We start from the raw sequence: 12201 nt of genomic DNA on the forward strand, positions 1-12201 counted from the left end.
CTTGCCGGATGACTTTCAAGGTATTCCTGCAATACATCCTTCCCCATCGGGCGTTGTCGCGCGTGGTTTACTGGGCCACGCGCTGGACCTTCGCGCCATGGAAGAATTTCCTGATCGGCAAAATCGTCCGCAGCTACCAGGTCGACATGACCGAGGCCGCGCAATCGGATCCGTTTGCCTATCCCCATTTCAATGCGTTCTTTACGCGCAAACTGCGCCCCGATGCCCGCCGGGCAGATGCTGCTCCCGGCGCCCTGATTTCGCCGGCCGATGGCCGCATCAGCCAGGCGGGCCCCATTGATGGCGGACGCATATTTCAGGCCAAGGGACAGCAGTACACCGCCGCCGAACTGCTCGGCGACGAAGCCGCGGCCGCCCCTTATCGCAATGGCCGCTTCGTCACCATCTATCTTTCGCCGCGCGACTATCACCGCGTGCACATGCCGTTGCGCGGCAAGTTGAAAGAAACCGTGCATATCCCCGGACGCATCTTCAGCGTGGCGCCGTTCGCAGTGGACGCGATCCCACGCCTGTTCGCGCGCAACGAACGATTGGTATGTCATTTCGAAGGGGCGCATGGCCCCTTCGCCGTGATCATGGTGGGCGCGATCCTGGTGTCATCCGTGGCCACTGTCTGGGACGGTCTGGTGATCCCGCCGTATGCACCATCGATCCGCCGCAAATCGTTCGAAGGTCAGAACATCGAACTGGCCCGCTTCGCGGAGATGGCGCGCTTCAACATGGGCTCCACCGTGATCGTGTTGCTGCCGGAGGGCGCAGGCGAACTGGATACGCTCGCTTCGCAACAGGTCATCAAGGTGGGCCAGCGATTAGGTGATATGCATCACATTTGACGCTCAAGACAAGCCGGGCTGACAGGCGCGGCATGCATCGTTTTGACATTTGTCGTCATTTTGTGACGTTTTCGGCGCACCGCACTGAAATGGGTCGCTATCCTCTCGCCCAATCCGCGTGCCTTCGCGGACTTGTCCAACGAGGGGTCACATGCAGATTGTCACCCGCCTAATCGCGATGAATCGCGCCCGGCAGTTGCAGCGCCAGTTTCGGCAAATCGAACGCAGCATCTCCGCCTTGCCCCTCCGCACGCGCGCCCGCCTGGGCGTCATGACGCTCCGTGAAATCGGCCAAGCCTCACGCTGCGAATTCCCGCACCTGTACGGCACCGCACCCGAACAACGTTATATGCCGTGGGGCCAGGGCACCGACATCGGTTTCGGCCGCGCCCAATCCGACAACCCCGAAGTCGCCCTGCGCGGCATCGCACTGTGGTTGGCAGTGGCGTACCACGAAACCAAGGATTCGCCGCATACCAGCCTGCAGCCACAGCATCGCCAGTTTCTGCGCGTGCTGCGCGAACTGCGCGACGCCACCGGCGAACAGCCGGATACCATGGCGCAGTGGATGCGCTCAGGCGCCGCGGCCTGAGCATTCTCTTGATGGCCTGACAAGCCGGCTTAGCTGCTCATGCAAAGCCGGTGCGGTGCACTGCGCGCCGCTTAACCGCATAACAGGGGCGAGCGACGAGTAGCGAGGGCGTCACAGCCTTCGCTCCCGCCGTGGAATTGGAACGGTGACTGACGAGGCGAGAAATGGATTGCTCCAGGCGGCATCCGTTTCAAGCAACCTCGCTACTCGTCACTCGGCCTTGCAGGTTGGGAGAACCCAGCCAACCATCTCGATCGGCAAGCCACTTGGGTCACCGGCAACTGGGCAACTTCAACACCTGCCCCGCCTTCACGTGATTGAATTTGAGATTGTTCATGCGCGCGACCTCCGTTTCGCTGGTGCAGCTGCTATGTCTGCGCACGATCGTCGCCAGCGTGTCGCCGCGACGCACCGTATAGCGCACCACCAGATCCGGCGCAGCCGGCGGATTGGGGAACACCGGCACCACGGCGTTGTGCAAATCACTGGCAAGAATCGGCCACGGACCATCCACACAACGCGCTGCGTAGACGCTCTCCAACGGCTTGGGTACCTGCAGCGTCGCGCCAACCGGCTGCTCCTGCTGCGGATCGAGGCGCGGATTGAGATTGCGCAGCGTGCGGAACCAGCCGTCGGGCATGTCATTAGCTGAGCCCAGGCACACGGTCAATTCCGAAATGGACGTACTGCGCTTGAGGGTGATGCTGCCCTGCACGCCATCCACACGCGGGAAGCGCAGGTTATAGCTGTCCGGATGCAGGAACAGCCAGGCAGCCGCCAGCACCTCTGGCACATAGTCACGTGTTTCCTGCGATACCTGCGCATAGATGCGCGGGTCATAGAAGCTCACCGAGGTGTTGTCGCCAACCAGACGACGCATGCGTCCCTCGCCACCGTTATAGGCCGCTAGGGTGAGCTCGAGATTGTCGTTGAAGGCCTTCAACTGCTCGTTGATGTATTCGGCATTCGCACGCGCCGACTCGGCCGGATCGAAGCGCGTATCGAAACCATCCTGCTCAGTCAGCCCGAAGCGCAAACCCGTGGCGTACATGAACTGCAGCGGGCCGGCCGCGCCAGAACGCGACACGGCGTGCACCTTGCCACCGGACTCCTTGGCCATGATGCCGAACAGCAGCGCCTCCGGCAGGCCTTCGCTCTGGTACTGCGGCCACATCTCGTGCCGCAGGAACTGGTAATTGACGTAGGCATCCATCAGATTGCCGCGCCACTGCGTGAGCCACATTTCCAGCGCGGCTTTCACCGGCCCGTTCATGGCGATCAATTCGGAAAGCTGATGTCCGCGCAACAGGGTGACGCTGCGCTGTGCTTCCGGCAGGCTGCCGGCGCCGGCCTCACCGGACAAGGGTGCCAGTGGTGGGCCGTTCGTTTCTTCGTCCGGCGTCTGATCGCCGATGAAGCTGCCGTCCTTCAGGCGTAGCAGATGATCGAATACCGAGAAGAACCGCTGCGAGTCACAGCCCGGCGTTGCACCGCAATGCGCGGCGGCATCGCGCAGTTGGTCGAGCGCGGTATCCAGCGTTTTCTGGGCGTCCTTGGTATCGCCGGCGCGCGTCTGCTGCAATGCGGTTTCGTAACTGCGGCTGGCCTGATCGAGCTGGCCGTACAACAAGGTGACCGAGGCCGGCGGCGGCTTGGGTGTCACGCTGCCGTTGGTAGCGGCACAGGCGGCCACTAGCACCAGGGCCGCCACCAATGAAACCAGACGCAGAGAACGAAGAACGGCACGATAAGGCATGTCGGGTTACACCGGTACTGAAGAACGCAGCCTTGGCCCGGCTGCGCGGGCAGACTCAAAACACGTTCTTGTCGATGTCGCGCGGTTGTTTCGATACCGCACGGCTACACCGGTAAAATCGAGCCCCAGTCTTTGGAGGCCTTCATGCCAGACATTTGCAACAAACGCAACAACTGTTTGCAAGAAACGAGCTTTGTCTACAACCCGCATCGCTCGACCGCATCCAAACGCGATCTACGCTTTCCGTTCGCACCGAAGCGTGCGCGGCAAAACTGCCTGCTCCGTTCAATCCCTGACGCCGTATCACCATGACCCGCTGGCGACCCCCTGCTCCACGCTCCACCGCGATCATCACGCGCGAAGGCTTCGAAAAGCTCAAGAGCGAGCTGGACCACCTGTGGCACACCCTGCGCCCGGAAGTGGTGAAGGCGCTGGCCGCCGCCGCGGCCGAAGGCGATCGCTCGGAAAACGCTGAATACACCTACCGCAAGAAGCAGCTCGGCGAGATCGACCGCCGCGTGCGCTACCTCAGCAAGCGGATTCCCTCACTGAAGGTGGCCGAAGGTTCACCCGGCGACCGTGAAACTGTGTTCTTCGGTGCGGTGATCGAACTGGAGAACACCCAAAGCGGCGAGACCGTGCGTTACCGCATCGTCGGCCCGGACGAGACGGATGCGAAGCGCGGCTGGATCAGTATCGATTCGCCATTGGCGAGGGCGGTGTTGAAGAAGAAGCTGGATGATGAGTTCGAGGCGGAGTTGCCGGGTGGGCGCACACGCTTTGCGGTGATCGCGGTGGAGTACACCGACTCGTAGGTTGGGGTGCAAACCCCAACGTCGCGCCCTATGCCGACATCGTCATGTTGGGGTTTGCACCCCAACCTACGCGATGCGAAGCGGCGCGGGATACCGCCGGCCTTCACGCAACGGTTGATAGCAAGCCGCATGGCGATGAAAGGCTTCCTCTCCATTGCCTGCATGCCACCCCGGAATACCCGACAGCGGCAACGGCCGCAACTCCAGCGGATCGCGCAGCCAATGCGCTTCAGCAATGGCCTCCGCGCAGCAGGCAACCGCCTCTGCGCTACCTTTTCCTTGCTCTGCCATCACCACCAGTGCCTTACCCACCAGCAGCTTGCCCGGCGTCAATGCATGCTCCAGCAAAGCATGGCCGAACAACGCCACCACGATCGAGCCGTCCAACCATGCCGAACGACGACGCCAGAACAAGCCATGCCAGTCATGCCGGTCCCACAGCTCCAGCAACTGTGGATCTTTGACGACCGCGATAACGCCAGCTTCGTCAAAGTGTGTCTGCGCGCATTGCGGGCGCGAACGTTCACGTCGCCCGATCTGTGCGATCTCGGCCATCTGTTGGCGGTTAAGGGCGCGCTTGAGCTGCGGATAGCGCAGCCAGATCATCGCGTTGAACAAGTCATGCCAATTGGCTTCGCGCGTGGCGATCAGACCACGCGTCGCAATGCGCTCCTCGTAGTGCAGCCCGTCTTCGAGCAAGACTCGTGTCTGCGCAACGAAGCGCTCGCCAGTATCCTTCGGCCAGCGTGCATTGAGTTCGTCGATCGATGGCCAACCTGACCCTCGCAGCCATTCGGCGTATTCGCACCAGCCGCTCAATGGCGCATGCGTGAAGACGACCGGATCGACCGCCTCCCGCGCTGGCGCGACATAACGCATGGTTACATGAAGATCAGTTGATGAGCGCCGCGTGCAAATCGTGCTCATCCGCGGACTCGACCACCACGTCCACGAACTGACCCGGCTTCAGCTGTTGCCCATTGCTGATATGGACCACACCATCGATCTCCGGTGCATCGGCTGCCGAACGCGCGACAGCGCCTTCGGCGCTTGCGCCGTCGACCAGCACCTTGATGGTACGTCCGATCTTGCGCTTGAGCTTCGCCGCGGAAACCTCAGCCTGCACCGCCATGAACTGTTCCAGGCGGTCTTCCTTCAGTTCTTCCGGCACCGGGTTGGGGAGTTCGTTAGCTTTGGCACCATCCACCGGTGAGTAGGTGAACGCACCTACGCGATCGAGTTCTGCTTCGCGCAGGAAGTCGAGCAATTCCTCGAACTCCGCATCGGTCTCTCCCGGAAAGCCGACGATGAAAGTACTGCGCAGCGTGAGATCCGGCACCTGCTTGCGCCAGTTCTGAATGCGCTCCAGCGTCTTGTCGATATTGCCGGGCCGCTTCATCAGCTTGAGGATGCGCGGGCTGGCGTGCTGGAACGGAATGTCGAGGTACGGCAGGATTTTCCCTTCCGCCATCAACGGCATCACTTCGTCCACGTGCGGATACGGATAGACGTAATGCAAGCGCGTCCACACGCCGAGTTCGGCCAGCCCTTCGCACAAATCGGTCATACGTGTGCGATAACGCTTCTCGCGCCAGCTGCGGTCCGCGTATTTGACGTCCACACCATAGGCGCTGGTGTCCTGCGAGATCACCAGCAACTCCTTCACGCCGCCCTTCACCAGGCGCTCGGCTTCGACCAGCACTTCATCCACCGGCCGCGACACCAGATCACCGCGCATCGAAGGAATGATGCAGAAGCTGCAGCGATGATTGCAGCCTTCGGAAATCTTCAGATACGCGTAGTGTTTCGGCGTCAGCTTGATACCGGTATCAGGAATGATGTCCAACAGAGGATGACGCTTCGGCGGCAATGCCGCGTGCACGGCGTGCATCACACTGGCGTAATCCTGAGGGCCGGAGATGGACAGCACATCCGGATACGCTTCCTTGATCAATTCGGAGCGCTTGCCCAGGCAACCGGTGACGATCACCTTGCCGTTCTCGTGCAAGGCCTCACCAATCGCATCCAACGACTCCTGCACGGCGGCATCGATAAAGCCGCAGGTGTTCACCACCACCGCGTCGGCTGCGTCGTAGCTGGGAACGATCTCGTAACCCTCAACCTTCAGCTGAGTGAGGATGCGCTCGGAATCGACCAATGCTTTGGGGCAGCCAAGCGAAACAAATCCCACCTTGGGGGTAGCACCGCTGGTCGCGTCAACGTGTTTAGTGGTTGACTTTAAAGAATTTTTCACTATTCGATCCGTAGCGCCGAGCAGGCGCCTAGAGGTGGGGCAGAAGCCGAAAAACCGGCATTTTAGCCTGCCTCCCTTTCCAGTGCTTTGCCGCGGTGAGCGCTGGCATTGACACAATGTCACATATATATGACAGTATCCACATGATGGAGTTGATTGAAACGGACACCTTCAAAAAGTGGCGCAAGGGACTCAAGGATGTACGCGCCGAAGCCGTCATTGCTGTTCGCCTTGCCCGCTTGGTCAACGGACTCCCGGGCGACGTAAAGCCAGTTGGCGAAGGTGTCGGCGAGCTTCGCATTCATTACGGGCCTGGCTATCGCGTCTATTTCAAGCGTATCGACAGCGCAATCATCGTTCTGCTGTGCGGTGGTGACAAAAGCACACAAGACAAGGACATCACCCTCGCCAAGAAACTCGCCGAATCATGGAGTCCATAACGAATGACCGAGAAATTCACCAAACTTGACCTTGCCGAACTCCTTACCTCGGATGAGGCTATTGAGTTCTTCTTAGCCGAAGCGTTCGAGACCAAAGACCCAGGACACATCGCCTACTGCCTTGGCGTTGCAGCACGTGCAAAGGGCATGTTGCAGGTATCGAAGGAAACAGGCCTTGCGCGTGGCGCGCTCTATCGGATGCTTAGCGAAGATGGCAATCCAACTCTCAAGACTATGCTCTCGGTTCTGGACGTTCTCGGTCTCGATATAACGGTCAAACAACATATCACCCGTTGATGCTGACGCCTGCCATCCGAAACAGGCGTTTGGAAAAACAGCTATTTCAGTCAGCCTTCCTTTCCGGCGTTTTGTAGCGATCTCGACGGATCAGGTATTCCGCAGCCGAATACTTTCAGCCAGGTTGCCACGGAAGATGTGTTGCCCGAGGTGACCGAGATCGGATTGCATGTCCGCAAAAACCTTGCCGCCGATATCGCGCCAGCGGCGGCAGAAGGCGTAGTCCTCGGAGAGGTAGCGGCGCGAATCCGGATCGACCATGCAGTCGAAAAACAGCCAGTAATACGGTTGCTGCGGGTTGTCAGGCGGCCCGTCCGGCCGATAGTTCAATTCCGGATAGGCTTTCATCATCTTGGTCAACACGTCGCGCTTGATCACCATGAAACCGGTGGGCGCCTCAGCCACTTCGACAAAGCCGTCGTCGTTCATGAACTTCTGCAGCGGTTCGGCGCCGTGGCCCACGGCATTCAAGGGGTAGTCGGTGTATAGCGACTCGAACAGCTCGCGCGTGGTACCTGCGGGCACGCCGTCCACGGGCCAGTTGAAGCGTTTGAGCGGATATACGCCTGCCGCCACGTCGTAGTCGGACAGCAACAGGCGGATCGCCGCCTGGGGTTTGAATGAGATGTCCGCATCGATCCAGAACAGATGCGTGTATTCCTCGTGCATCAAAAAGAACTTCACGATCTCGTTTCTACCGCGCGTGACGAGGCTGTCGGCATACATGTTGAGCGATGATTTCAGCCCGAGCCGGATGGATTCATGAGTCAGCTCGAACATGCTGGTGACGTAATGCATCGATACCGCGGATACGTAGCTGGGCGTGGCCCAGAGCACATTCATGGACTGAAGCGCGGAATTGGGGAGCATGGACATCCTCTGTTCGCAAGATAAATCGGCGACAACACACAACGCCGCCGATCTTACTTATGACGGCATGACGCATGCCAGCAAAAACAAACATGCCCGCTTCATGCGGATTGCACGCCAAACCCGCACCGCTTGCGCGCAAGCTTCATACTATGCGCCTCACGTAACGGTATCCCTATCCAGCTCAAGGAAGTTCGACATGGGCAAGCACATCAACCTTCCCACCAGCGGCACGCAATGCATCGGCGCCTACCTGGCCGAAGCGCACGGCAAGCCCAAGGGCGGCTTGGTCGTCATCCAGGAAATCTTCGGTGTGAATGCGCATGTTCGCAGCGTGGCGGATCGCTTTGCTGCCATGGGCTACACCACGGTGGCACCTGCGTTTTTCGACCACCTGGAGACCGATGTCGAACTGGAATACTCCGATCAGAGCATGGCCAAGGGGCGGCAGCTGGTGATGGAACTTGGACTGGATCGCGCGGTGGAAGACGTCGCCAGCGCCGCTGAAGCCATCCAGTCCGCCGGCAAGATTGGCAGCGTGGGCTATTGCTGGGGCGGCACGGTGGCGTTTCTTTCAGCCATCCGCTTGGGACTGCCTTCCGTGAGCTATTACGGCGCACGCAACGTGCCATTTCTTGGCGAACAGCCGAAGGCACCGGTGATGTTTCACTTCGGCGAAGAAGACAAATCCATTCCACCCGAGATGGTGGCCAAGCACCGCGAGATGCTCCCGCAGATGGACGTCTACAGCTATCCCGGCGCCGGCCATGCGTTCAACCGCGACATCGATCCCAGCCACTACCACCAGCCAAGCGCCGAACTGGCGCTGCAGCGTACGATGGCGTTCTTCGACAAGTATCTGGCCCACGCATGAGCGGCACCGGTTTCGAACTCGATCCAAGGTTGCAAGCAGACACGCAGCACATCGCCAAGCTGCCTCTGTGCGATGTGCTGCTGATGAACGATGCACGCTTTGCATGGCTGATCCTGGTACCGCGAGTCGCCGGTTGCGCGGAAATACTCGACCTGCCCGAGCGGGCGCGCGAACGGTTATGGCAGGAGATCAACCATGCCGCAGCGGCGCTGCGCGAGGTTGTTCCATGCGACAAGCTCAACCTCGGCGCACTTGGCAATATCGTGCGGCAATTGCACGTGCACGTCGTCGCGCGCAAGGAAGGTGACGCAGCGTGGCCAGGACCGGTATGGGGAAGCGGCGCGGCAAAACCTTATGGTGGCGATGAGCTCTTGTCGCTCGTGCAGCGCCTGCGGCAGCAGCTCGCCTCATCCAGCCTTGCATAAAAAAGCGCCTGTCGATGACAGGCGCTCTATCTTTCATCGATGGCCGGATCCGGTATCAGTGACCGCCGGAGGAATCGGAAGCGGAGGATGAGTCACCACCACCCTGGTCACCACCGTAGGACTTGCCGCTGGCATCCTTGGCGGTATCGCTGCTCGGAGCGCTGGCTGGCGCATGGTAATCCTCCAGCGCGCGTGCCTTGGTCTCCACCGGGTTGATGCGTGCCAGCTTGCCGCCGTCGTCGTAGTAAACGACGAAGCCGTAATCGAGCTGCAAGCGCGCCATGTACTGCAAATGCTGCTTGCGGATCTTCGAATCATCGCTAGGCAGCAGCAGCACTGTCTTGGGCAGCCTGCCCGTGTCCTTCAGATACGAGAAATGGCTGCCAGCGTCGAGCGCGGAAACCACGGCACCATCAATCAGGAACTGACCATTCTTATAAGCCTTCATGGTCATGTCGAACTGGCTTTGGGTCTGCGTGGTCTTCACCGTGTCGTCCTTGGACGCGCCGCGATGGCAACCGCCAAGCACCAGCAGGCTGCCGAACATAAGGACGGCGGCACCACGGGTTGACAGCGTGGAAAGACGGATCATTGCTTAGATCTCCTGCGAATATCAGCGAAGCCAGGCAAGTGTAGCGCCGCCGGATGAAGGTGGATGAGGTGAGTAAGCGGCGTGTTCAGGTGCGCGGCAAGGTCACACCCTGCTGGCCCTGGTACTTGCCGCCACGGTCCTTGTAGCTGGTTTCACATTCCTCATCGGATTCGAAAAACAGCATCTGCGCCACGCCTTCGTTGGCATAGATCTTGGCCGGCAGCGGCGTGGTGTTGGAGAACTCCAACGTCACGTGGCCCTCCCATTCCGGCTCCAGCGGCGTCACGTTCACGATGATGCCGCAGCGCGCATAGGTGCTCTTGCCCAGGCATACCGTCAGCACCTGCCGGGGAATGCGAAAGAACTCGACCGTGCGTGCCAGCGCGAAAGAATTGGGCGGGATGATGCACACATCCGCTTCCACGTCCACGAAACTGGTCGGATCGAAAGCCTTGGGATCGACGATGGTCGAGTTGATGTTGGTAAAGATCTTGAATTCGCGCGCGCAACGCACGTCGTAGCCGTAGCTGGAGGTGCCATACGACACCAGTTTGTTGCCGCCGCGCAGCTTGACCTGCCCTGGCTCGAACGGCTCGATCATGCCTTGCTGTTCCGCCATGCGGCGGATCCACTTGTCAGATTTGATGCTCACGCGGACTCCGGTGCTACCTGCCGCGCCCGGCTGCTCCGGGCGCAAAGCGGCAAAAATACATGGTGAATGGGGCGTTGCGCCAGATCGGCACCAAGCCGCTCAGGGCGCGGGGGCCGGGCAGGCGTCCAGCCCCGCGGACAAGCAGGCCAGCACGGTGCTCAGCTCCATGCAGCGTGCCGGGCTCGCCAATACTTGCGCCGGCATGCAACCGCTGCCAGGCAGCGCCACGGTCAGCGGCTCCGGCGAAAGCAGGCGTGCCGACATGGTTCGCAAGATTTCGCACAGCGCGTCCTGCGCATGATGCGAGCCGCGCGCCGAAGCGTTGATCAGCAGCACCGGCTTATTGGGAAATTCCAGGCTACCCACCAGCCAGTCCAGCAGATTCTTGAACGCACCGGGCACGCCGTGGGCGTATTCGGGACAGGCGATCAGCAACGCATCGCTTTGCCCGACCGCCGCGCGCAATTCCTGGACGACCACAGGCACGCCTTCACTCTCATCATCAGGATTGAACAGCGGCAACGTGCCGAGACCCGTGTACAACGCAAGCGAGAGCCCCGGCTGCGCCAACTCGCGTGCAGCGAGCAACGCGGCGGTATTGGATGAAACGCGCCGCAGACTACCCGAAAGACAAAGCACCTGCCGCGCGGCGCTCATGCCGCGGGTTGGCCCTGCACGACAATCTTGCCCAGTCCCAGCGATTTGTTGCGCGGCTGGCGTGCGAGCCGGCCAGCGGTATTGCGTGCAATCTCGCGATAGCGCGCGGCCAGCTCCGAATCAGGCATCGCCGCCACAGTGGGATGGCCGCCGTCGGCCTGTTCGCGGATACGGATGTCCAGCGGCAACGACCCCAGGTACGGTACCTGGTACTGCTCCGCCATACGCTCGCCACCACCCGCACCGAAGATATGTTCCTCATGGCCGCAGTTCGTGCACACGTGCGTCGCCATATTCTCGACGATGCCGAGCACCGGCACTTCCACCTTCTCGAACATCTTCAGCGCCTTGCGCGCATCGAGCAGCGCAATGTCTTGCGGCGTGGTGACGATGACCGCGCCTGCCACCGGCACCTTCTGCGACAGCGTGAGCTGGATGTCGCCCGTACCCGGCGGCAGATCGATCACGAGGTAATCGAGCATGTCCCAGCGCGTGTCGCCGAGCAGTTGCATCATCGCCTGGGTCACCATCGGGCCACGCCAGATCATCGGTGTTTCCTCGTCAACCAGAAAACCGATCGACATCGCCTGCAGGCCGTGCGCGGTCATCGGCGTGATGGTCTTGCCGTCCGGCGATTCGGGCCGGCCCTGGATACCGAGCATGCGCGGCTGGCTCGGACCATAAATGTCGGCATCGAGAATGCCGACCTTGGCACCTTCCGCCACCAAGGCCAGCGCGAGGTTCACCGCCACCGTGGACTTGCCTACACCGCCCTTGCCGGACGCCACCGCGATGATGTTTTTCACGTTCGGCAGCGGCGCCAGCGTGCCCTGCACTTTGTGCGCATGAATGCGGCTGGAGAGGGAGATCACCGCTGCCTCGATCGCCGCGTCCGCCTCCAGTGCCTGCTTGGCCTGCGCAGCCAGCGATTCGCCAGCGCCGACGGCCGGGTAGCCGAGCTGGATATCCACCGAGACCCTGGCGCCGTCCACGCCGACGGCGCGGATGGATTCAGCCAAGGGGGCACCGGTGTGGGGGTCGATAAGGTCGCCAAGAATCTGGCGTACCAGGGCTTCGTTCGCCTGCGTCATTGAAGAAAGGAGCTATGGTGAGGACGTGCAAT

General features: G+C 60.8%; 15 protein-coding genes. 7 read left to right on the plus strand and 8 right to left on the minus strand.

The window, feature by feature from the left end; translation table 11 throughout:
* Nucleotides 1-8 precede the first annotated feature (8 nt).
* Together asd and IEX75_RS23660 are read left to right on the plus strand one after the other, a co-directional pair.
* A complete protein-coding gene (gene asd / locus IEX75_RS23655; protein WP_188798469.1) occupies nt 9-854 on the plus strand; it encodes an archaetidylserine decarboxylase in 846 nt (281 codons plus the stop codon).
* Nucleotides 855-1005: 151 nt separating this feature from the next.
* Entirely contained in the window at nt 1006-1446 is a 441-nt protein-coding gene (locus IEX75_RS23660) for a hypothetical protein (RefSeq protein WP_188798471.1), read from the plus strand.
* A 271-nt stretch (nt 1447-1717) separates the two neighbouring features.
* Here the strand turns inward: IEX75_RS23660 and IEX75_RS23665 are convergent, their stop codons facing one another.
* Entirely contained in the window at nt 1718-3202 is a 1485-nt protein-coding gene (locus tag IEX75_RS23665; protein WP_188798473.1) for a transglycosylase SLT domain-containing protein, read from the minus strand.
* Between the two features lie 308 nt (nt 3203-3510).
* Between IEX75_RS23665 and greB the strand changes: the two genes are divergently transcribed.
* Nucleotides 3511-4017, plus strand: coding sequence for a transcription elongation factor GreB (gene greB, locus IEX75_RS23670; protein WP_188798475.1), 507 nt, complete (start codon nt 3511-3513; stop codon nt 4015-4017).
* 66 nt (nt 4018-4083) lie between these two features.
* Here greB and IEX75_RS23675 read toward each other — a convergent pair whose 3' ends face one another.
* Both IEX75_RS23675 and rimO read right to left on the minus strand, forming a co-directional pair.
* Complete coding sequence (locus IEX75_RS23675; RefSeq protein ID WP_188798477.1) at nt 4084-4896, minus strand: DUF3025 domain-containing protein; 813 nt, start codon at nt 4894-4896, stop codon at nt 4084-4086.
* Nucleotides 4897-4909: 13 nt separating this feature from the next.
* A complete protein-coding gene (gene rimO, locus IEX75_RS23680; RefSeq protein ID WP_188798479.1) occupies nt 4910-6271 on the minus strand; it encodes a 30S ribosomal protein S12 methylthiotransferase RimO in 1362 nt (453 codons plus the stop codon).
* 143 nt (nt 6272-6414) lie between these two features.
* Between rimO and IEX75_RS23685 the strand changes: the two genes are divergently transcribed.
* Together IEX75_RS23685 and IEX75_RS23690 are read left to right on the plus strand one after the other, a co-directional pair.
* Nucleotides 6415-6711, plus strand: coding sequence for a type II toxin-antitoxin system RelE/ParE family toxin (locus IEX75_RS23685; RefSeq protein WP_188798481.1), 297 nt, complete (start codon nt 6415-6417; stop codon nt 6709-6711).
* 3 nt (nt 6712-6714) lie between these two features.
* Complete coding sequence (locus IEX75_RS23690; protein ID WP_188798483.1) at nt 6715-7008, plus strand: addiction module antidote protein; 294 nt, start codon at nt 6715-6717, stop codon at nt 7006-7008.
* Nucleotides 7009-7098: 90 nt separating this feature from the next.
* Here the strand turns inward: IEX75_RS23690 and IEX75_RS23695 are convergent, their stop codons facing one another.
* Nucleotides 7099-7878, minus strand: a complete 780-nt coding sequence (locus tag IEX75_RS23695) for a hypothetical protein (RefSeq protein WP_188798485.1) — start codon at nt 7876-7878, stop codon at nt 7099-7101.
* Nucleotides 7879-8077: 199 nt separating this feature from the next.
* On the opposite strand from IEX75_RS23695, the gene IEX75_RS23700 reads away from it, so the two are divergent.
* Together IEX75_RS23700 and IEX75_RS23705 are read left to right on the plus strand one after the other, a co-directional pair.
* On the plus strand, nt 8078-8752 hold the full coding sequence (locus tag IEX75_RS23700) for a dienelactone hydrolase family protein (RefSeq protein ID WP_188798487.1): 675 nt from the start codon (nt 8078-8080) through the stop codon (nt 8750-8752).
* The gene (locus tag IEX75_RS23705) at nt 8749-9177 is read left to right on the plus strand and encodes an HIT family protein (RefSeq protein WP_188798489.1); all 429 of its coding nucleotides are present in this window, start codon (nt 8749-8751) and stop codon (nt 9175-9177) included. The genes IEX75_RS23700 and IEX75_RS23705 overlap by 4 nt, the downstream gene beginning before the upstream one ends.
* 55 nt (nt 9178-9232) lie before the next feature.
* Here IEX75_RS23705 and IEX75_RS23710 read toward each other — a convergent pair whose 3' ends face one another.
* The 4 genes from IEX75_RS23710 to apbC all read right to left on the minus strand — a co-directional run bounded on the left by IEX75_RS23710 (nt 9233) and on the right by apbC (nt 12169).
* Complete coding sequence (locus IEX75_RS23710) at nt 9233-9769, minus strand: hypothetical protein (RefSeq protein ID WP_229721061.1); 537 nt, start codon at nt 9767-9769, stop codon at nt 9233-9235.
* Nucleotides 9770-9854: 85 nt separating this feature from the next.
* Entirely contained in the window at nt 9855-10421 is a 567-nt protein-coding gene (gene dcd, locus IEX75_RS23715) for a dCTP deaminase (protein WP_188798491.1), read from the minus strand.
* 99 nt (nt 10422-10520) lie between these two features.
* The gene (locus IEX75_RS23720) at nt 10521-11078 is read right to left on the minus strand and encodes an NADPH-dependent FMN reductase (RefSeq protein WP_188798493.1); all 558 of its coding nucleotides are present in this window, start codon (nt 11076-11078) and stop codon (nt 10521-10523) included.
* The gene (apbC, locus tag IEX75_RS23725; protein WP_188798495.1) at nt 11075-12169 is read right to left on the minus strand and encodes an iron-sulfur cluster carrier protein ApbC; all 1095 of its coding nucleotides are present in this window, start codon (nt 12167-12169) and stop codon (nt 11075-11077) included. Before apbC ends, IEX75_RS23720 begins: the two co-directional genes overlap by 4 nt.
* Between the last annotated feature and the right edge of the window lie 32 nt (nt 12170-12201).

Source organism: Dyella nitratireducens, assembly GCF_014642835.1.
Taxonomy (GTDB): domain Bacteria; phylum Pseudomonadota; class Gammaproteobacteria; order Xanthomonadales; family Rhodanobacteraceae; genus Dyella_B; species Dyella_B nitratireducens.

Bases quoted from the DNA above. Each gene is read 5' to 3' on its own strand.
- IEX75_RS23720 (WP_188798493.1), bottom strand. From the start codon at position 11,078: ATGAGCGCCGCGCGGCAGGTGCTTTGTCTTTCGGGTAGTCTGCGGCGC.
- IEX75_RS23700 (WP_188798487.1), top strand. From the start codon at position 8,078: ATGGGCAAGCACATCAACCTTCCCACCAGCGGCACGCAATGCATCGGC.
- IEX75_RS23685 (WP_188798481.1), top strand. From the start codon at position 6,415: ATGATGGAGTTGATTGAAACGGACACCTTCAAAAAGTGGCGCAAGGGA.
- IEX75_RS23665 (WP_188798473.1), bottom strand. From the start codon at position 3,202: ATGCCTTATCGTGCCGTTCTTCGTTCTCTGCGTCTGGTTTCATTGGTG.
- IEX75_RS23675 (WP_188798477.1), bottom strand. From the start codon at position 4,896: ATGCGTTATGTCGCGCCAGCGCGGGAGGCGGTCGATCCGGTCGTCTTC.
- greB (WP_188798475.1), top strand. From the start codon at position 3,511: ATGACCCGCTGGCGACCCCCTGCTCCACGCTCCACCGCGATCATCACG.
- apbC (WP_188798495.1), bottom strand. From the start codon at position 12,169: ATGACGCAGGCGAACGAAGCCCTGGTACGCCAGATTCTTGGCGACCTT.
- IEX75_RS23690 (WP_188798483.1), top strand. From the start codon at position 6,715: ATGACCGAGAAATTCACCAAACTTGACCTTGCCGAACTCCTTACCTCG.
- IEX75_RS23705 (WP_188798489.1), top strand. From the start codon at position 8,749: ATGAGCGGCACCGGTTTCGAACTCGATCCAAGGTTGCAAGCAGACACG.
- IEX75_RS23710 (WP_229721061.1), bottom strand. From the start codon at position 9,769: ATGATCCGTCTTTCCACGCTGTCAACCCGTGGTGCCGCCGTCCTTATG.
- asd (WP_188798469.1), top strand. From the start codon at position 9: ATGACTTTCAAGGTATTCCTGCAATACATCCTTCCCCATCGGGCGTTG.
- IEX75_RS23695 (WP_188798485.1), bottom strand. From the start codon at position 7,878: ATGCTCCCCAATTCCGCGCTTCAGTCCATGAATGTGCTCTGGGCCACG.
- IEX75_RS23660 (WP_188798471.1), top strand. From the start codon at position 1,006: ATGCAGATTGTCACCCGCCTAATCGCGATGAATCGCGCCCGGCAGTTG.